This is a genomic window from Oceanipulchritudo coccoides (assembly GCF_010500615.1).
In the GTDB taxonomy this organism is placed as follows: domain Bacteria; phylum Verrucomicrobiota; class Verrucomicrobiia; order Opitutales; family Oceanipulchritudinaceae; genus Oceanipulchritudo; species Oceanipulchritudo coccoides.
The window spans coordinates 417114-436977 of sequence record NZ_JAAGNX010000002.1 but is presented as its reverse complement, the minus strand read 5'-3'; the positions used below and the strand labels follow the sequence as shown (position 1 = coordinate 436977).

At 54.1% G+C, this 19864-nt stretch carries 10 protein-coding genes; 1 reads left to right on the top strand and 9 read right to left on the bottom strand.

Annotation, left to right across the window (positions count from 1 at the left end):
* The 6 genes from pyrG to G0Q06_RS07410 all read right to left on the bottom strand — a co-directional run bounded on the left by pyrG (nucleotide 1) and on the right by G0Q06_RS07410 (nucleotide 13712).
* Nucleotides 1–1617, bottom strand: coding sequence for a CTP synthase (pyrG, locus tag G0Q06_RS07435; protein WP_238710409.1), 1617 nt, complete (start codon nucleotides 1615–1617; stop codon nucleotides 1–3).
* Nucleotides 1618–1728: 111 nt separating this feature from the next.
* Nucleotides 1729–3450, bottom strand: coding sequence for a right-handed parallel beta-helix repeat-containing protein (locus G0Q06_RS07430; protein ID WP_163964022.1), 1722 nt, complete (start codon nucleotides 3448–3450; stop codon nucleotides 1729–1731).
* A 22-nt stretch (nucleotides 3451–3472) separates the two neighbouring features.
* Complete coding sequence (locus G0Q06_RS07425) at nucleotides 3473–7339, bottom strand: chondroitinase-B domain-containing protein (protein ID WP_163964021.1); 3867 nt, start codon at nucleotides 7337–7339, stop codon at nucleotides 3473–3475.
* A 91-nt stretch (nucleotides 7340–7430) separates the two neighbouring features.
* Nucleotides 7431–8405, bottom strand: coding sequence for a hypothetical protein (locus G0Q06_RS07420; RefSeq protein ID WP_163964019.1), 975 nt, complete (start codon nucleotides 8403–8405; stop codon nucleotides 7431–7433).
* 42 nt (nucleotides 8406–8447) lie between these two features.
* Entirely contained in the window at nucleotides 8448–12485 is a 4038-nt protein-coding gene (locus G0Q06_RS07415; RefSeq protein ID WP_163964018.1) for a TonB-dependent siderophore receptor, read from the bottom strand.
* A 138-nt stretch (nucleotides 12486–12623) separates the two neighbouring features.
* Entirely contained in the window at nucleotides 12624–13712 is a 1089-nt protein-coding gene (locus tag G0Q06_RS07410) for a LacI family DNA-binding transcriptional regulator (RefSeq protein ID WP_163964016.1), read from the bottom strand.
* 183 nt (nucleotides 13713–13895) lie between these two features.
* Here G0Q06_RS07410 and G0Q06_RS07405 point away from each other — a divergent pair, with 183 nt between their 5' ends.
* Nucleotides 13896–14720 carry a sugar phosphate isomerase/epimerase family protein gene (locus G0Q06_RS07405; RefSeq protein ID WP_163964014.1) on the top strand — a complete coding sequence of 275 codons (825 nt, stop codon included), beginning with the start codon at nucleotides 13896–13898 and terminating at the stop codon, nucleotides 14718–14720.
* A gap of 17 nt (nucleotides 14721–14737) precedes the next feature.
* Here G0Q06_RS07405 and G0Q06_RS07400 read toward each other — a convergent pair whose 3' ends face one another.
* From G0Q06_RS07400 to G0Q06_RS07390, 3 genes are read right to left on the bottom strand one after another with little or no spacing between them, the layout of a single operon-like run.
* The gene (locus G0Q06_RS07400; RefSeq protein ID WP_163964012.1) at nucleotides 14738–16852 is read right to left on the bottom strand and encodes a DUF4962 domain-containing protein; all 2115 of its coding nucleotides are present in this window, start codon (nucleotides 16850–16852) and stop codon (nucleotides 14738–14740) included.
* 13 nt (nucleotides 16853–16865) lie between these two features.
* On the bottom strand, nucleotides 16866–18767 hold the full coding sequence (locus G0Q06_RS07395; RefSeq protein WP_163964010.1) for a DUF2264 domain-containing protein: 1902 nt from the start codon (nucleotides 18765–18767) through the stop codon (nucleotides 16866–16868).
* A 3-nt stretch (nucleotides 18768–18770) separates the two neighbouring features.
* Nucleotides 18771–19793: a hydroxyacid dehydrogenase gene (locus G0Q06_RS07390; RefSeq protein ID WP_163964008.1), complete on the bottom strand. Its 1023-nt coding sequence runs from the start codon at nucleotides 19791–19793 to the stop codon at nucleotides 18771–18773.
* Between the last annotated feature and the right edge of the window lie 71 nt (nucleotides 19794–19864).

Sequence of the window (19864 nt, the reverse complement as noted above, 5' to 3'; positions counted from 1 at the left end):
TCAAGTATTCTGACGTGAAAGTGCGGCGGCGATAAAGTCGGCAAAGAGCGGATGCGCCTTGCGTGGCTTGCTCTGGAATTCCGGATGGAATTGTACCCCGACAAACCAGGGATGTTCGGGATTCTCGACTATTTCGACGAGGTTGCGGTCGGGATTCATCCCCGCAATGACAAGGCCAGCCGACTCGAGTTGCTCCTGGTAATCGTTGTTGAATTCAAAACGGTGTCGGTGCCGTTCACTGATCAAGTCTTCCTTGTAAGCCTTGGCGCTGATCGTCCCGTCCTTCAATTTGCAGGGATAGGCACCGAGGCGCATGGTTGCCCCCTTGTCTGTGACGCCTTTTTGCTCCGGCATCAGGTCGATGACCGGGAACGGGGTCTTTTCATTGAATTCCGAACTATGGGCTCCTTCAAGGCCAGCCACATTTCGGGCAAATTCAATCACCGCCACCTGCATCCCGAGGCACAATCCAAAATAGGGAATGCCACTCTCACGGGCGATCCGGACCGCCTCAATTTTGCCTTCAATGCCACGGGACCCAAAACCGCCGGGAACAAGGATGGCATCAACACCGTGCAAGGCTTCGTAATTGCCCGACTCTTCAAGCTTCTCGGAATCCAGCCGATGGATCTCAACCGCACAATCGTTGGCGATGCCTCCGTGGACGAGGCTTTCATAGACGCTTTTGTAGGCATCCTGCAGCTCAATATACTTCCCGACGACCGCCACGTCGACGCGATGTTTTGGATAGCGCAGGATGCGCACAACTTTGTCCCAGCCGTTTTCCAACTGTGGAAGGTGATCAAGGCCGAAAAACTTGAGGACGAGCTTGTCCAGTCCTTCGTTCTCAAGCATCAGAGGCACCTCATAGATGGAGGTCTCAACATCCTTTTCCTCAATGACCGCGGATTCGCGCACATTACAAAAAAGGCTCAGCTTCTGGCGAAGGTCACGACCCATGGTCTTTTCCGTCCGGCAGACAAGCGCGTCCGGCATGATTCCGATTTCACGCAAGCGGGCCACGCTCTGCTGGGTCGGCTTGGTCTTGAGCTCACCGGCTGCATTCAAATACGGAAGCAATGTCACATGGAGAAACATCACTTCGCCGGCATCACGCTCCAGGCTGAACTGGCGCATTGCCTCAAGGAAGGGCAAGCCTTCGATGTCGCCCACAGTCCCCCCGATCTCGGTGATAATAATGTCCTCGTCGACGGCATTCGCCTCAAAGCGGGACTGGATCTCGTTGGTGACGTGAGGAATGACCTGGATGGTCTGGCCAAGAAAATCGCCCCGCCGCTCTTTCTTCAGGATGGTATCGTAGATCTGGCCGGAAGTCAGGTTGTTGTCATAGCTGAGATTGCCGCTGGTGAAGCGTTCGTAGTGCCCGAGATCGAGGTCCGTCTCGGAGCCGTCATCGAGCACATACACCTCGCCGTGTTGGAACGGGTTCATCGTCCCGGGATCGACGTTCAGATAGGGATCAAACTTCTGCAGCTTGATCTTCAGGCCTCTCTGCTCAAGCAGCGCCCCAAGGGCGGCGGCGGTCAGGCCCTTGCCTAAGGAGGAGACAACGCCTCCTGTTACAAAAATGTGTTTAATGCGTTTTTTATCAGCCATATAGTGCACTCCGTTGCGGTTGGAGGCATCGCCCGCCAACGGGAGTCCAGCAGAAACTCGAAGGAGGTGACATGGCAATCACAAAGGAAAGAAAACCGCACAAAGGGGAGTTCAGGGCCGGTAATCCACGGCATTCCCGGAGAAAATATTTCCCTGGTCGACGAGGTCGTCCACATCATTGAAAATTTCAACTCCATAGGACGTATTATCCTCAATACGGTTGTCGAGCATCCAGACCCAACGGGAACTCGTCACGGAAATGCCGGTATTATTGTCCTGAACGGTATTTCCCCGGATGTAGATGTGATCGCCGCCGATGTCATGCACACGGATTCCGTAGCGGCATCCGGAGAAAGTGTTCTCGTCAATGTAAACCACATCGGAGCCCTGGATCACTTCTATGCCTGAGACAGCTGCATTCTCGACGGTATTGTGATGGATCCAGTTATTCGGGCCGCTGCGATCGTGTGTAGAACCAGTGTTCCCGACACCAAATCCGTCGCGGTCTCCCCCTGATGCGGTGTTGTACCGTAACTCGTTGGCATATTCGTCCTCCCCGTGGAGGTCGTAGGCATCCTCGGAGTTGTCCACCGCGAGGTTGTGCTCAATCAAGTTGTTATGGGAAAAGTACTGAACCAGGATGGCGTGCCGGATCACGGGTCCGATCGTGTTGTGCCGGATCCAATTATTGTTGTTTGTCGGATAATTGAGGGCGATCCCATAACCACGGCCCCCGCCGCCCAGATTTGTGGCGTTGAGGATCTCACAATTCTGGACAAGCACGTGGTTGCTATCACGCAGGGAGACTCCGTGGATGGAGAATTTCTCGATCCGCAGGTTGTCAATGAGGATGCGGTAGCTGTTCAGGCCAGTTCGTGAACTGCCAACATAGACCCCGAACGCGAGCTCTTCAGTCGATCCCAAATACGTGATGGCAAAGTCCTCGATGCGAATGTTGTTGGCACGAGGACCAACGTATACCGCCCGGTTGATCCCTTCCGTGACAAGGATCGTCTGGTCCTTGCCCGCACCGCGCAGCGTCAGCCCGGTGGGAATCTGCAGCTCCTGCCGGAGGGTGTAGGTTCCTGCGGGAATGAAGATGATGTCGCCCGGTTGTGCCACGCTGATGGCGACCTTGATCCCGACGGCGTCGTCGTTGGTCGGCGAGATGTTGCTTGGCGAGGCACCGAATTGCGTGACATCCCACACTTCGCCATCCGGTTCCGGAGGTGTTTGAAAGGGCTCTGATAGTCCGATCGTTGTCGGACGCTCGTAAGCTCGCGTACTCACGCGGAAAAACCGGTTACCCGCGCTCAGGGATTTACTGAGTTCAAAGCTTTCTGACTCTTCAAGGTAGACCGGAGAACCGGTCGGCGACCACGTATCCAGATCAGAAGATTCCTCCACCGTGTAGGTCGCACCACCACCTTGGAATCCAAATGAGTAGGAATCGGAGCCTGTGAATGTCATTGCCGGCTCCGCCTTGGGAACACTCCATTGGGATAGGGTTGTAGCAGAAACTTCACTCGCTTGGGGATCGCCCGTGACAAGCGCCTGGACGCGATACGTGTAAGCGGTGTCGGGAAGGAGGCCGGTATCCGTGTAAGCCGTATTGTCCGGTGGCGTGGTGATCACTGTCTCGAAAGCTCCGTCCCCGGACTTACGCTCCACAAGGAAACCGGTTTCACTGTCGGTGACATCTTCCCAGCGAAGGAAAATGCTGCCACCTGGAGCAGCGATCGCCTCCAACCCGGTAACAGTGGCCCCCGCCGCACAAGCGGATAGCAGGAATACTCCCGCACCCGCCCGGCGGAAAATCAGGAAACGTTTCATTGTAGCAGAATCATAAATACAATCAGATGGCTTTCTCCCAGGCCGCCTGCTGGCTGTTATAGATGAAGATGCCTGCTCCAGCCGCCGGATCATAGTAGATCCAGGCATCGCGTTGTGGATCGAAGAAGAACGGATAGCAGTCACGCGAGGACCACAGCCATCCGTCCTCGGAAGCGCTCCAGAACCACATGCTTTCGGTCGTCGTGATGGCCTTGATGTAGAGCCAGCCGTAAGCGCGATGGTAAATCCACTCGGCGTTGACGATATTGAACATCCCGTACGTGGGCGAATCTATCAACCGCCCGGACTTGAGGGCTGGTCCCCTCCATGGCGGGGATGTATCGATACTTTCACGCCATGCGGGTCCGGATTCCAACGGCTGGATCGGGCCGCCGACATTGAGGCCCGGAAGGTTCACCAGCTCGTCGGCGCCGACGTCGGGCGAGCTGTCGCGCGCCTGTCCGTCAAGATCCAGATCGAGGTCCGAGCCGACCGAGGCATCGACAACAGGACTTCCCGCCTGCGGGCGCAGGAGCCCGTAAGCACCTGTTACATATGGCACGGTAACAATTGTTGCACCGGAAGAAGCGGCAACATCCCCGAGCGTCACCCCGGAAACAATATTCCCGGCATAGGCGGCGGTGGGTGCCGCTTCTCCGCTGATCGCGGGGCCGTTATAGCTGAACGTTGTTGTGGCCCATTTGGCAAAGAGGTTGTTATCGACAACAACTCCTATTGGCAGGACCGTGCGGTCTCTTGATGGATAGCCAGCCCCGACAGAAATATGGGTCCCCACAACGTCAATGATCGAATTATGTGCGATCAGCGCATTGTTTGCCGGGAAATACTCGTTCAGGGGCGAGTTGGGGACACCGGCATAAACCGTGATAGCAGCGCCGTCTCGCCCGGTGGTGCGTTCGAAGTAGTTATTCACCACTACATGGTCCTCGCCGATGACACGGATTCCCCCCGTATTGGAAACACCCTCGCCAAGGAACATGTTCCCCTCGACAAGGCACTGGTTCCCGTGGCGCAGGGTCAGCATTCCCTGGTTTCGCCAGAAGGTGTTGTAGCGATAGATGTTCTCGCCCGACTTATTGGAGATCGTCTCAATTTCACCGTTGCAGGCCTCAAAGAGATTATACTCCACGATACACTTCGAGGAGCTCAAGGAATCGGAGCTGGTTCCGATACGGATGGTCTCCCATCCATTCTCGCCACCACCACTTGGGCGGTTGCGGAAGTGATTGTACGCGATCCGGTGACGGTCTTCCTTTCCGGGCGAACGCCAGACGACGAGAGTGACCCCGAGAGAGCTGTGGCCCGAGATGAGATTGTGGTCAAAGGTGTTGTCTGTGCCATAGAGGGCAATCCAGTCACGGTCTGTTTCAGGATTGGGCGGGCTGAAATCAATGATGGCGCAATTGGTCACCCGGCAGTTTTTAGCTGGATTGGAGCTGCCGGCCCTGAAGCTGATAACAAAGTCCCGGGTCTGGTTCCACCCATTAGTGAAGAGAAGCCCGTCGACAACCATCCAGCTTCCGCCGACTTCAAGGGAGGAATCATTGGTAAGGATAACCTTTCCCGGTGTCTCCGCCTTCAAGGTGATCGGCGCGTTGGCTGTTCCCTGTCCGCTGAAAACAATATGCGCATTAGGATAGGTTCCATTATCAAGAACATAGGTGTCACCCGGCAACGCATCGGGAAGCAGCGCATTGAGCTGGGTCAGGTTGACCACCCGGATAATCCGAGGGTCGAACACTTCGACCTCGGCTGTGACGGAATCATCCGATCCGTTTGCGTTGCTGACGCGCACCCAGTATGTCGCAGCGGACATAAGCACCGGTGTTGTGAAAGAGACATCGGTCGCCCCTGGAACAGGATTGGAAACGTCACCGCTTGTCCCCTTGTACCACTGGTAGGAAAGCGGAGCAAGCCCCGTGGCCGAAACGGTCAAGGTAATGCTGGTTCCCTTGGGAATGGATCCACCCACAGGTTGCATGGCGATGTTTGGTACAAGCTGGGCCAGCGTTGTAGCGGAAGCCTCATTACTTGGTTCCGAGATGGAACCGTTTGTGGAGAGCACGCGGGCGGTGTATTCCGTTTCGGAATCGAGTCCCGTGAGTTCAACGGATATCACATCCGCCTCAACGGTAGTCGCCTCGATCCAGGACGCGCCATCAAGTAGCTCGATAATAAATCCACTCTCGTCGTCGGAGTTGTCCGTCCACTCCAAAAGGATGGAATCCGGACCCGTGGCCTGGGCGGTCAATCCGCTCGGGGCCTCCGGCGCCTCAAGAGAGGCGAATTCGCGAATGGAAAGATTGTCGAAAACAATACCACCTTGACGACTGGTATCCTGATAAATTCCCAACCTTCCGAAATCATCAGTTGTTTCAAAGAAGGCGATTGTCCCGGCGTTATTAGGATCCGGGGTGTTAATGAAGAGATACTCGCCGAGCTTCACGTCATTGAGAAACAGGACCATTGTATTTGGAGGGACTTCGCCCTGCCCAAGCTGGGCATCGTCATATGGGAATGAAACAGAATTATTACCGTTGGCAAAAAAGGTGAGGTGGTTAATTCCCGTTGTCAGGTACTCGCTCACGATCACCGATTCACGGCCTTCTTCAAGAGCTCCGGTGGGGTTGTAATTCACGACAAGGTTGCCGTTGTTGAGTATCCGGATTTCGAAGGGCCGGAAATCGGAGTTGTTTGTTTCCTTCCCGGCCGGGGCAAGCCCGACCTGGATCCGGGAATCCTCGTCATCAATGACAGTGTCGTACATCCGTTGAAAATCAAAATCAACGCGGACATTGCTTGTGTTGGCCGGGGCAAAATCAAAACGCATGTGTGTGGGGGCGCTGCCAACCATGTCGTAGGCGTAAAGAGCCTTTCCAGTATCCATTGGGTTGGCAGGTGTCGTTCCTGAATCAACAACAACAATACCGTTTGTCGAAGAGTTACTGCCGGGACTGAAAATTGTCGCGAAAGGGATTACCGGCTGTGCGCCAAGTGTCTGGTCCTCGAAGTCCAGAAGATCAAGAAAGACAACGGGTTCACCGCTGCCGCCACCACCGCCGCCGATTTCAAGCTCAGTGATTAGAACATCATCAAAAACAATGCCACCTTGACGGCTTGTGTCCTGATAGAAGGCAACCTGTCCAAGATCGGCGTCACTTGCCCAATAATCAACAGTGGGAGCCCCTAACGTATCAGGGGTTTTCAAAGTGAGGAAAGATCCGACAAACGAGGCGTTAATATACACATCCATCATATTAGGCAGCAGTAATCCCGAATGGTTTCCGTCGTCATAGGCAACCGATTCTGTCCCGTGTGAGTTGATGAAAAACACTGCCTCATTGGGGTTGTCCGTGTCGTAGGTTCCAACCACGGTGGATCCGCGTTTGTCACCGGTGCCATCAGTCGAGTATTCAACGCGCATCTCACCACTGTTGTAGGCGCGGAACTCAAATAGTCGAAAGTCGGAATTGTTCATTGCCAGGCCAGCGGGTCCAACTGTGAAGTGTACCCGGGTGTCCGCATCTGATGCCTCGTACATTCTCTGGAAAGAAAAGGAAGCGCGCACGGCTGAAACATTCACACCACCGCTTAACGGCAGGCGCGCATGCGTACTGGCGCCGCCAGACTGGTCGTAAAGATAAAGGCTTTGCCCGGTGAGCGGATTGGCCGGTGTTGTTATGCTGTTAACAACAACAGCTCCATTTGTTCCCGTGTTGCTGGATGGAGAAAATGTCCAATCTCCAGTCGGTTGTTGACCGGGAGTGCTTCCCTCAAAGTCAAGGGAAAGAAGAGTGCTTTGTCCGGCAAGCAGGAGTGGGCTGGAGAAAGCAATAAGAAGGGAAATTTGGCGAGACAGCTTTTTCATTGGTAGAAAATTTTAAGGATTGTTGAGGAAAAAAGGCGGCCCCGGCTCGCCGGGGCCGCCTCGAAAAACAGCTGGATGCCAGAGGCAGGAATTACTTGTAGATGTAGCTCCAAGCACCGGCGTCACCAACAAGATCTTCGGGAAGATAGATGTAGGTTTCGAGATCGGCACTATAAACAAAGGGAGCCTCATTCACGTAAATCAACCCAAGCCATGCGCCTGTATTGACCCAGCCTTCAGGGGAAACAGCATAACCGGCCCAGGTATTTCCGCTGCCGCCACCAAAGTCGGGGGCAGTGAGGTTCTCGCCGGTGACGTCAACAGCCACATTATCAAAATAGACCGGGTCGAGACTCTTCTCACCTTGGACGGAATTACCGCGGCTCAAGGCAACAAGCATGTGATTCACTACACTCGTTTCGCCAGGATTGAAGCGGAAGAACCAGATTCCGGACATATCACCCGCGTCAAGCTTGGTCCGCTCCGTCCACTGACCGCCTTGAATGTAGGTCTCATAGAAGTTCAGGTTGAAATCGACGACAAACCAGATCTTGTAGCTGACGTCTGCCTGAAACGCCTCGATGGTGACATAGCTGCCGCCGTTGCGCCCTTCGAAGTTATCGGTGGTGATGAGAATGCGCTGCATTGCGTTGTAGGAGTCATAACGCGTGGTGAGAACATTATCGGGCTGTTCGTTGGAAAGCCCCCAGGTAACGTCGACAATGGACTTGCGGGTACCGCCAGCACCATCGGAAACAATCGGCTGGGTCACTTCCACATAGAAGGTGACAGCGCCGCCGACACCGATCGAGGCAGCCCTCAGGTCAGTGCCGAGATCCAACATTCCGTACAGGTTTGAATTGGTCTCAAAGAGGAGACCCGGGAACAAGGCCCATTTCCCGTCAATAATTTCAGAACGGGCTTCAGAGCCTTCGATGTTCGCGACATCAGTGACAAGGTCGAGTGCGCTGGCATCGTCAAACGTGCTGACAACAGTCCAGTCTGCTTGGGCAAAAACTGCGCCCAAGGCACAGGATAACACAGTAAGGGGGATTTTTGTATTCATAGTAGTTTTATTTATGTATTGTTAATATTGAGGTTGGGAAACTTAGAAAGATACGGCCAACCCGACTCGGAAGGTTGTCGGTGTGTAATATTTTTCCGTGCGCTTCGTTACTTCAGCTCCGGTGATTGGATTGCGCGTGTCCAGAGTCTTGATCTCAACGTCGTACGTCTTGTCGAAAATGTTGTAGACATTGATAGACAGGCGCATGTCCAAATTGTTCCATGTCCACCGGTAGGATGCACCAAGGTCAAACTGGAACCGTTCCGGCACTTCAGGGGTCACCTGCAGGCCAGCCAGCGGGCTGACAGTATTGAAAGAGACGCTTGTCGCGGAAGAACCGATATACTTGAGTCCGGCCGTCAGGTTGAGGCGCTCAAGCAGACCCTCCGTGAAGGTGTACTTGCCGAATATGGAAAGCTCATCCTCCGGATTGTAGTTCAGGCTGATCCCCGTGAGGATTCCGCTGTAATCGGTCGCCTTGGCATTGTTGTTTTCATTGATGACATTGCCGCGCTGGTCGACCAGAAGCAGCAACTGACCGGCTGCTGACCGGTCAACGAAAGTTTCATTCGAAATGGGAGTGTCGGATTCCCCGTCGGGCACCCGCTCAACCGCGGATTCCGGGAGATTGTCGATGCTGACAACTCCGTCACTGGAGGCAGCGCGGGCTGCTTCGTAGGCGTCAAAATCCACCCAGGCGAGGTCAATACCCGCATTCTCCCATCCGTATTCGCGATGCAGCATCGAGAATGCGGGAATATAAGTCCCGTCATTACCGGCGATGCTTTCCCACTCGGTGAACTGGAAGCTGTCCTTGGCCTCGCGCTCAATGTGCGAGTAGTTGATGACAAACTGCAGGTTCTCGGTCGGAGTGAGGAACACTTCAAATTCGAAGACATTAATCTCCTCGTCAAAGGTGACCAGGGCCCGCCGCTCAAAATCAACATTGTTGTTGTTTTGGGGCTGACCATCACTGGAAAGGCGATGGTAACGGATCGGGTGCACATCCTGAAGCAGGCTGTTCTTACTGAAATCAACCGTCCGGTCAGCAAAGGCCGAATAAATCACCGGTAAATTGCTGATGTCCTTGGTGATGAATTCGTTTGTCTCCGGATTGTAGAAGGTGACCTCCATCAACTCATCGAAGCCATCCGGATTAATCCCGTAGTAATCAAGGGTGACCGCACCATTGAACGGTGCCTGACTGGTGTAGTAGTTTGCAAACTGCTCGGGGAGAACGGTCTTGTCGGCAACATCCTTGAGAAGCTGGAGCCGTTCCAAGATTGGAAGATTGGGATCCAAATCGCCAAGGCTCACCTTTTGGTTGAGTTTGCTGCCGGCCGCCTGCAATACAAGTTTACCGGGATCAATTCCATACTCATCGGCGATATAGTCGGCCAGATAATCCCCGCGAACCAGATAAGTGGTTGGCACCTCTGGATCGTAGGCGGGAGTATCCCAGTCGCTGGCGCGCGTTAAACTGTTCTGGGCATCCAGCCACCTCGAGGCGTTGGGCGCAAAAGAGTTGTCCCAGATTCCGTTTTCGCGATCGATCCTGGACAGGGCCACGTTACCGGAAATCTTTCCTTCCATAAGATCAAATTTAAGGCCGATCTCACGACTCTCGGTTTCCTCTGCGGGAATAACATCCCCAGCCCCATCGCGCAAAGCCGTGTTAGGGCTGATTCCCTGCGCATACAAACCATAAATGGTCAAATCGGGCGTGATGTCGAAATTCAACCCGAACGTGTAGGTGGTCACTTCGATATCATCTTCAAAGACATCAAATTTGCTCCCGGGGACAACGCCGAAAGTCTCGTCGGGCGCACCGGCCCGATTAGCGTATCCAAAATAGCCCTGGTCCCCACTTTCAAATGAATCCCGGTACCATGCGGTGATATAGCGGTCGTCGGCGGTGGTCTGTGCGATAATATCATTTTTGATTTGTTCGATAACAGCGGCGTCGCCTCCGCCCAGGTCCTTCGCGATGTCCTCAGCTGTCTTCACCACATCGGCAAGCGCCTGCTCACGCAGGAACGCATCGGACACATCCGCCCGCTTGTGGGTGAGCTGGGTGGCGTTGTAGATGTCCCTGCGGACACCAAGGATCACTTCAAGTCGGTCCCTGAAAAACTTGCCCTGGTAAATCCCGTAGTAACCTGTCTGCTCAATAACCTGGTTTAAGTAAACATCGCCGGCGCGAACCGTGTTGTGTCCATCAACCCCGTCATTGCGGCCATCAAAATAAATGGGCTCAAAATTGGAAATGGAGCGGTAGTAGAGTCCGTCATTGTTGAAGGGGTCGGCTACAGGCGAACCGGTTGTGGTGCTATCCACAATAGGGATCCCGGCAAAGTCGGTGGATCGGTTGGCACGAGCATTGCCCCGGTTGATCCCGCCATCCGGAAAATCGATATCGTCCTTGATGTAGGAAAATCCGACAAGAAAGGTATGGTGAGCCTCTTCATCGCGGAAAAAGGGCGTATCAAAGCTATACGTTGCGCGCGCCCGGTATTGCTCGGAGTCGCTTTTGACTACGCTGTCTCGCCACCAGTATTCGATCAACTTAATGTCGTCTGTCGTGGCTGGAAGGATGTAGCTGCCCGTGTGTTTGGTCGGATCCACCTTGGTCGTCAGGCCAAAGGCGTCCCGCACCACATCATCCATCGGTACACCGTAAATTCCGCCGGACTGCCAGATGGAATTCAGCTGGGCATCGTTGGGAATAACCACTTCCACCAGGTTCCGGGAATCGGTACCATCGGTTGAGGTGAATTGCATGGTCCGCTCGGTTGTTTCCTGGCTGGCGAGGAAGGCCCCCAGGTTGATGGAGAGGTTTTTCACCGGAGTCAGGGTAAGATCAGCGAGGAAGTTCTGTTCCTCACGCTCGGCAAAGGTGTCAGGACCGGTGATGCGAAAACCGTCCTTGCGGCCTCCCCCGACAAAATTTTCGTCCTTCAGTTTGAATCCGGGCTGGGTCTTTTCTAACCCGTTTGCGTCAATCGTGTTGAGAGAGGTATTGTAGCCGTTCGGATCGAGCGGTTGCAGGGTTGGGATTTCGCCATCATGCTTGGCCCAGTTGTAGGCTTCGTCATAGATATTCCGGAACTCGGTATTCTTGGCATTGTTGACATTGTCGTAGATCCACTGGGAGGCGATCCCGTCAAACCGGTTAAACCCATCCTGATACTCAAGGAAAAGATTGGCCCACTTGGCCGGGGAATAATCCAGCTGCACTGTCCAGTATTCGGTCTCTTCTTCGGAAAAGTCTCTCCAATTACCGCGGGATTCGATCGATCCCGCTGCACGGTAATTCAGCTGGCCGGGAATCCAATCAGCCACAATCGGTCCAGTGAATTCTGCTTCTGTACGCAAAAAGTCATAATTTCCACCCTTAATACTGAAACCATAGTGCGGTTCAGACAATGGCTTCTCGGGAATCACGTTTACAATACCGGTGAGTACGCCAACACCATAGAGCAGGGAATTCGGGCCCTTGACCACTTCGATACGCTCGATATTGGCGGAGTCCAGCATGCCGCCAAGGGCGATACTCGAATTGGGTGTGACAATCAGGCCACCGTAACGGAAGCCGTAGCGGTTCTGGTATGGGGTCGACAAACCACGGATATAAACCGTGTTCGCAAAACGGTTTGACTGACCGGCCGAGGAAACCGAGCGGTCGCCACTCCCGCTCCCAGCGACTGAACCTTGGGTCCCGCGCGTTGCTCCGACTGAATTGCTTGCCTGATTATCGTCGGTGAACACACCTGCGGCATATATCAGCGCCTCGTTCAGGTTCGATGCACCAGTATCCGTGATGAAGTCCTGGTTGATGACCTGAATAGCCATCGGCAGGTCCTTGATCGCCGTGTTCAAGCTTGTTCCTGAAGTTGAGTTGGTCGACAAGTAGCCAACGTCCTGCGAAGTCGAAACTTCAAAGGGAGACAGCTCAAAAATATCCCCGCCACCGGGGAATTCTGTATCCTGTCCGTTCACCAATGGAACGATCATGCTGATCGTTCCCGCCAATCCTGCTAAACGGATAAATCGGTCAAGTCTGCTTAGTGTTGCCATCATTTTCGGGGTGTTAAAATAAAGGGTAATTAGAAACTGCTTTAATAATTATGAATGCCCAAAGCCCATGTCAACGGCATTTACTGATAATTATAATAGCCGCTCCGGAAAGGCGGGTGGGTCAAACGGGGACTCCCCGGCTCAGGAACCCGCGGCAAGGAGGCTTTTAAGCTTTAGGGACGGCTTGGGCAAGGCGGGGCCTGAGCTCTCGCGGACCACAAATTTAGAGGGGAGGACGATATCGAGGAGGGAATCCCCTTCGTGGAGCTCGGGGTTGAGGAGAATCCGTCCGGCCTCGCGGCCAAGATTTTCCGGAATGGAGGCCGCACTAGTGATACCGGGAATTTCCTCAGCGCAAACGCGGGTATTATCGAAGGCGGCGACGCTGACATCTTCGCCGATGTTGAGCCCTTCCTGGAAGAGCCGGCTCAAGGCGCCCCGGGCGACAAGGCCGTTTACACACATCCATGCTGTGGGGAAATTCTTGGTGTGCCCTTGGAGGATGGTCCCGGCCATCTGGTATCCCTGCTTCCGTTCGGCGTCCTCCATGATGAACACGGCCTCATCGGGTAAATTGAGATTATACCGGGCAAGAGCCCGCTGGAGGCCGTGGAGGCGTTCATCATTTCGGCTGCGGGAGACCATGCCACCGAGGAAGGCGAAGTGCCGGTGACCGAGTTCGTAGAGGTGATCCACCAATTGCTCAGCCGCCTGATATTCATTCCCGTTAACGGAATGGCAAAACCCGGGGCTGCGCGCACTCAGATAAACCAGGGGCTTGCCGAGATCCCTCACTGCGCCGAGAAAGTCTGAGTTGACTTCGCCCATGATGACAACCCCCGTAAGGGGCGTATTGCGCCAGCTATTATTGGCCAACTCCTTTGTGGAAATATCCATTTCAGAACCAAGGAAAACCAATTTGTAGTTCTGCCCTCGCAGGAAGTCATGCAACCCCTGGGCCACATGACTGAAAAAATTGCTCTTGTTCGCCAATTTCAGCGGCGCACGAAGGAAGTAGCCCACAGTCTGCATGGATTCCCCACCGAAGGCACTGTTTTCCGACAACTTCATCCCTTTCGGCGAATACCCATGCTTCAGTGCATAGTCCCAGATACGGTCGTAGGTTTCCTTCGCAATGCCCTCCTTGCGCCCATTCAGGACAATCGAGACCAGCGACTGGGAAACTCCAAGCTTCTCGGCAATCTTAGCCTGTGAAATCTTTTTAGGCATTAAAAGAAATTAATTTAGATTTCAGCCGGAGTGCAATTTTCTTTAAGGAAAAATTTAGCTGTGCCCAGGACCCGTTTTGATTGGTGTTCTTCCCTTTGTTAGTCCTGCTCCTTAATTTAGCCTTGAAGATACTCGCCCAACAGGCAAGAACCTCTGTTTAATAATTATTATAAAAGGTAAAATATGACGCACTCAAGTGAACTTAACTGGAGCTTTTCGAGTTTGGGCTGTCCTGAACTCGGGCTTGAGGAAATTGTTAAACTGGCGCAGCAGTATGACCTGAGCCGATTGGAGCTCCGAACCGTGGAAGACCGTGTGGACCTGCCGGAACTGTTCAAGGGGCGATACGGGAATGCAGAAACGCTTTCGAGGTATTTATCGGACGAAGGAATGTCCGTGGTCGCGTTGGATGCATCCTTGAAACTGGTCGGAAACACGCCAAGCGACCGGGATGAATTTCTGAAATTCATGGAATGGGCAGATGCCCTGGGAGCCCCCAATGTGCGGATCTTTGATGGAGGAAGCTTCACTCCTGAACTGGGAGAGGCGGACATGGAAGCCGCTCTTGAAACCATTTCCTGGTGGCGCGGGGAACAAGCCGGAAATGGCTGGAAGGCAGACATCATGGTGGAAACGCATGACTGCCTGACCGCTACGCGCGCAGTGCAGCAGTTACAAGCGGCACTGAGTGATCCGGTAAGGATTCTCTGGGACACGCACCATACATGGAAAAAAGCGGACGAAAAAATTGAGGATACCTGGGCAGCGCTCAAGGAATGGATTCCTCATGTGCACGTGAAGGACAGCATCAGCGAACCATCGGCACGTCATCCATTCACTTATGTGATGCTGGGAGACGGGGAATTCGATCTCGCCTCGACCGTTGACCTCCTTCGTGGTGAAGCTTTTCAGGGAACGGTGAGCATTGAATGGGAGCGTAAATGGCACCCGTATCTGCCACCTCTCGGGGACGCCCTGAAGCGCGCGCGGGAACTCGGATGGTGGTGAATGAAGGAACCTTCTTTTTAGAGTGACTCGATGCTGAGCTCTCCATCCGTGAGGCGAATGCGGTCGATCTTGCCGTCGGGTCGCTGGATTTCAATGCCCTCACGGTCGATTAGCTCCATCTTAAACTCCGAGGCCTCGGCGGCGTCGCGCGACGGCCAGAGGACGGCAAAAATCGTTTGTTCATCCCTGTCGTTCAAGGTGTTGGCCTGGAAGTGCGCCTGGTCAACGGCGGGTTCCCGCAAGTAAACCTGGGAGTTGATAAACCCGGGATCCTTGTACTTTGGATCGACCTCTACCGGGAACCCGGTCCAGCCTTTCATCTGCAGGGTGTTGTCGTAGGCGCGCAAGCGTCCATAAAGATAGACACCGTTGCGCTCGATGACGACCGACCCATCCACCTCGTGGAAGGTCATGGGATCCCGGGCATGGAGTAGCCAATCAATCCGGCCGGGGCTTTTCAAGAGGACATGATCGCGGATGACGAAGTATCGATTGTCGATGAAGATAATGTCGCGGATTGCCTTGCGCACAGTATCGTGGCGGGATTGGCGGGTATTGTATGCCACGGTGGCATCACCGGTTGTCCAGACCGCGCGGTCCGATTCCTCAAAACGGAGAATCTTGCCGGTAGCGTTCTTGTCCTGCGACTGCTGCCCCTGGCGACTGATAAGAATGTTGTTCTTCGAAATTGTCTGCCTCGTGTAGTACTTGTGCATCTGGGAGCGGTGGTACTCGCGGTATCCGCTGTTGATGGCAAGCTGCTCGCCATAGGCATTCAGGATAAAGGAATTCTGGTCGGCATGGCTGTGGCTGAAGGAACCGTAGGGACTGCTCTTGAAAGACAGCATGATGTCGTTCTCCGGATTCCCAAGGTCACTGTGCATCGAAACCCAGCCGACATCGGCAAACAGCCGCGATCCGGGAAGTTCTGAGAGCGGTTCGCGCTCCAGTTGGCCCGCCTTGGCGCCGATGAAATCGCGAACCCAGGATTCGGCAGCGGTCGGATAGGAACGGTAGAGATGCTCAATACCGAGATCAACCGGTAGCGGACGCGGATCAGAGTAGAGATCAGTATAGGACAAAAGGTATCCATTATTGGTGACACGCCCAAGGTGGGCCAGGAAATGACATACACCCGGTTCCATGTTGAATTGTCCAGCGTTTGAAAGATCACCGAATCCAGTTGTCGGATACGGCTGGACGAAATACACCTGAAAATAGCCCGTGTTGCGCCAGAAAGACTGAGCGTAGGCGAGTGGGTCTCCAATCGCGAACAGGGCATCCTGAAAAATGGCGTGCTCATAGACACCCCTCCAGTAGGCGGGGCCTTCCGCCCAGCCGCCGTCATCGCCGCCCCAGGGTGTGAAGATATCGCGATACCATGTGTAGACAAATTCCCACCAGTCACGCGCTTCAGGAAGATCGTCCCACAGGGCAAGGGCGGCCAGACCAGTCATGGCCATGAACCGGACCGAGTGGCTGGCCGGCTCATTCTCGACTGAATTACGTGTCAGATCAGGAACTCCGTGTTCCATGATTGAAGCCATGTTGCGTCCGCCCCGGACACGGAAGTGATCAAGGACTTGCTGCCGCTCAGTATCCGATAATTGAGTACGTATTTGATCGTAAACCTGGGGCAGTTTGCGGAAAAGCCTGAAATGGGCCTCATCATTGTAATCAATCCCTGTCGGGCCGAGTGGATCCCACTTCGTCAATAAAAGGAGTATCGCCTTCGCCTTTTCCAGATAGGGCTCCTCATCCGTAAGCAGCCAGATAAGCGTTGCTGCCTCAGCAACACCCGTTAACTGGCCGCTGAGATCCTGCATGCCCCGCCACTTGTCAACTTGCTCACTCGTGCGCCGGCGGGGATCGGGATCCCCATAACTCTCGGGTTCTTCGGGAATGGGCCAGTCCATCCAGAATGTATCTAAATCTTCCTTGAGTCGTTCGAGGTAAGCCTTCCCGTTTCCCGTGGAATTGAATTGAATGAAGGTATTCTTCTGTCCGGAGAGGACCCATGTCCGTGGAGCCTCCTCGGGGACATGCTTAAACGGATCGAGGCCAACATCGGCGGAATCCAGGAGCAGGGGGCTCCCCGCAAGGGTGATCAAGATCGCGAGATTTTTGTTCATAGGTGGAGTCTCCTTATAGATTCAATGACGGCAGGGCGGAATGTGTGATCGTCCAATTCCCGAGGGAGGGATGTTCGAGTATCCATTTACCCCGCTGGATGGAAAGACATTCCCACGGCTTGGCTTCCTCCTCCTTGTTTCCGCCGTAGACAAGGGCGGCAAGCACACGCTCGCCGGAAGCCTTTCCTGTCTGCGCCAGAGGCGTGACGTGGTAAGGTGCCTGCACATGGCTGCGGCGCTCATCATCATCTGTCCGCTCGTCCCACAAAACGCCTTCAAACCCCAGCAATGGCTGGAGTGCACTGTAGCGGCTATTTGTCGCAACTGAGTGGATACACCCATCGCTCTTTCTCTTAAATGACTGCGCTTCCCTGCTGGGAAGGGCGTACCCTCCGAGCGTGAAGAGAACGGGCTGGTAGGCGTCCGTCCAATGGATTTCGAGTAGCCAGCCCTTGTTCCACCAGATGCTGGTTTCGACAATGGTGAGGAGCTGCTCCAACTTATCCCCGAGGGCGTACGTGCAGGACAGGTGGTCCTTATCCAGTTCAAAGGGTTGTGTATAGTGGCGTCCATGGATGCGGGTGTCACTGCCGCCTTCCATGGTCAGACCCCCGTCACGGGAATACCATCCGGCGAACTTGTTGTAATACTCGCCTTGATGTCCGATTTGAAACCCCATCCCCGTGCGGTAAGCCAGTTTGCCCCATTTCCATGGACCGAATTTGGTCATGTTCATGGGGGAGATCTCGGTCCCCGCATTCAGGATTTCCACCTCTCCATCAATTGACCGGAAAACAAGACCGGCATCCTTTTGAACCCGGACATATTCCCCTTCTTCAGAGGCAAGCGGCTCCTCGGCATCAACCCAAAAGGGATGATCCGGGGGGAGGAGCAAAGCGGAAAAAGCCTTGGATGCCCAATAAACGGATCCTGCGCAGCTATACCCTTCGGACAACTCGGGGAACACATCGGTCCAACCGATTCCGATCGCCCCTTGCTCCTGGTAAATCGGCTTCTCAAGGAAAAAGCGGAGATTGCGATTGCAGAGGCGACGGGCCCTTCCTGCAGAGAGCGGACTCACGCCAAGAAGCGCGGCTAAAGGAAAGGGCGCACAGGCATTGAAACGGTAGGTGATCGACCGGCCAAACGCTGGATGTTCCCCGCTGGCCGCGAACACGTGCTGGTACTCGTCAAGGAATTCGCCGGCCCAACCGCACCAGCGGGCCTTGCGCTCCGGATTGGTATGTCCGAAGAGGTGACTCCATAGCAGACCGTAGAAATGAAAGGCGTAGGCATTGTAATGATCGTAGCTCTGATTCACCCCATCCATGAACCAGCCCTGGCTGCGGTACATTCCCTCCATTTCAGAAAACCAGGATTCAATGGAGGCGGCGTCAGCTGGACGGTCCATGCCGATTTCCCTTAAAAACTCCAATGCGAGAAGCCCAAAATAAAAATGATTGTTCCACACATGGCCGGTTGCCCGGTTTGTGGCAATGTAGCGACTGACCTGATACTTTTCCTCATCGCTGAATGGATTCCACAAATATTCCCGTGCCAGGAGCAAGGCACTGGCGAGCAGACCGATCTCCACCCCATTCTGATGGTAGTTTGTGTTGGGCCCCCAATAACAGGGTGATTCAGGGTCAGTTCCGCGCAACAAGGCTTGCCTCAGCCAGGAGGCCACCCGTTCCCGCTTACCTGAGTCGTTGCCGTGCTGTAGGGATTGCAACCAGAAAGCGGACAATAAACAGGGCCGGGTAAAGGCTTCCAGCCTGTCCGCGTTCGCATCATGGTCACTTGCCTTTCCGGATAAGGGAATCTCGGATCCCTCTGGATCTGCCAAGGCCATCAAAGCATCAACGAGTTGCTCTGCAGATTCCTGCCAGAACACGTAGTCAGCTGGTAGCTTCATAAATCAGGATATCCGCTTACTCACCTCGGCCGTGATCTGGTCCATCATCGGTTCCCCGGCCAGATAGCGATGAATATTCCTAATTCCATGCAGTGTGGCATCCTGCCGGCGATCAATAGTCGGGCCTCCAAGATGCGGAAGCGTAAAGACTTGGTCCAGTTTTCTGAAGGGAGAATCAGCTGGCAGGGGTTCTTCACCAAACACATCCAAGGCAACCTGAATATTTCCCTCCGCCGCAACTTTGGCAAGGGCCACTTCATCCACAACCGCACCACGGCCAATATTCACGAAGGCTCCACCGTGCTCAATCATCCGCAAAAGTTCCTCAGTAACGATCCCACGGTTTTTAGGCGTAAGGGCAGCCAACTCGAAAATCACATCGTTTTTGGAAAAGAGATCCTCCAGCGTGTCAGCGCGCAGCACATCATGCTCCGCAAGAAGCGCATCGGGGACACTGGGAGAAAAGGTCGAGACAGGGCAGTCAAACGGAACCAGCAGTCTGCGGAGCTCCTGGGATATTGCGCCAAATCCGTGCAGGCCCACACGGCGCCCAAAGAGCGAACCGGTTTCCACTTTTTTGCGGTCCTTCCATCCCGCGCGGTTATGCATTTCCAATGTCCAGAATGACGCCCTTCTCAGGGCACCGATCGCCAGCATCAAACCGCATTCGGCTACTGTCCGGGAAATTGAATGCCCCCAGTTGGTCACGATAAGTCCTTCAGCAATCAAATCGTCAGATACGGTCCCCTTGACCGACCCGACGAGATGGCACATGTAATTCAACTCCGGGATTTCCTTTAAACAGTCTTCCGGCAGGGATGGGGTCATCCATCCCGTCAGGATAATTTCTGGACGAATTTCCTTCAGCCATGCTTTCCATTCATCCTCGCCCTGGAAAGAGGATGCCTCAGCAAAATGGATATCGTCGCTGATTTCCTCTAGCTTTTGTAAAATGTGCTTGGGTATGAAACTTGAGTATTCCCAGGGGTCGAGAATCACTCCAATACGGGGGTTGCGTGTTTTCATTTAAGAAGAGTGTTGAGGTAGTTAGGATGGTATAATGGAACCACCGCTAAAGAAGGATTAGATTGTGAATT

What these genes read in the sequence shown, in the direction of transcription:
- pyrG (WP_238710409.1), bottom strand. Translation starts at nt 1,617, where the DNA reads ATGGCTGATAAAAAACGCATTAAACACATTTTTGTAACAGGAGGCGTT.
- G0Q06_RS07430 (WP_163964022.1), bottom strand. Translation starts at nt 3,450, where the DNA reads ATGAAACGTTTCCTGATTTTCCGCCGGGCGGGTGCGGGAGTATTCCTG.
- G0Q06_RS07410 (WP_163964016.1), bottom strand. Translation starts at nt 13,712, where the DNA reads ATGCCTAAAAAGATTTCACAGGCTAAGATTGCCGAGAAGCTTGGAGTT.
- G0Q06_RS07405 (WP_163964014.1), top strand. Translation starts at nt 13,896, where the DNA reads ATGACGCACTCAAGTGAACTTAACTGGAGCTTTTCGAGTTTGGGCTGT.
- G0Q06_RS07425 (WP_163964021.1), bottom strand. Translation starts at nt 7,339, where the DNA reads ATGAAAAAGCTGTCTCGCCAAATTTCCCTTCTTATTGCTTTCTCCAGC.
- G0Q06_RS07400 (WP_163964012.1), bottom strand. Translation starts at nt 16,852, where the DNA reads ATGAACAAAAATCTCGCGATCTTGATCACCCTTGCGGGGAGCCCCCTG.
- G0Q06_RS07415 (WP_163964018.1), bottom strand. Translation starts at nt 12,485, where the DNA reads ATGATGGCAACACTAAGCAGACTTGACCGATTTATCCGTTTAGCAGGA.
- G0Q06_RS07395 (WP_163964010.1), bottom strand. Translation starts at nt 18,767, where the DNA reads ATGAAGCTACCAGCTGACTACGTGTTCTGGCAGGAATCTGCAGAGCAA.
- G0Q06_RS07420 (WP_163964019.1), bottom strand. Translation starts at nt 8,405, where the DNA reads ATGAATACAAAAATCCCCCTTACTGTGTTATCCTGTGCCTTGGGCGCA.
- G0Q06_RS07390 (WP_163964008.1), bottom strand. Translation starts at nt 19,793, where the DNA reads ATGAAAACACGCAACCCCCGTATTGGAGTGATTCTCGACCCCTGGGAA.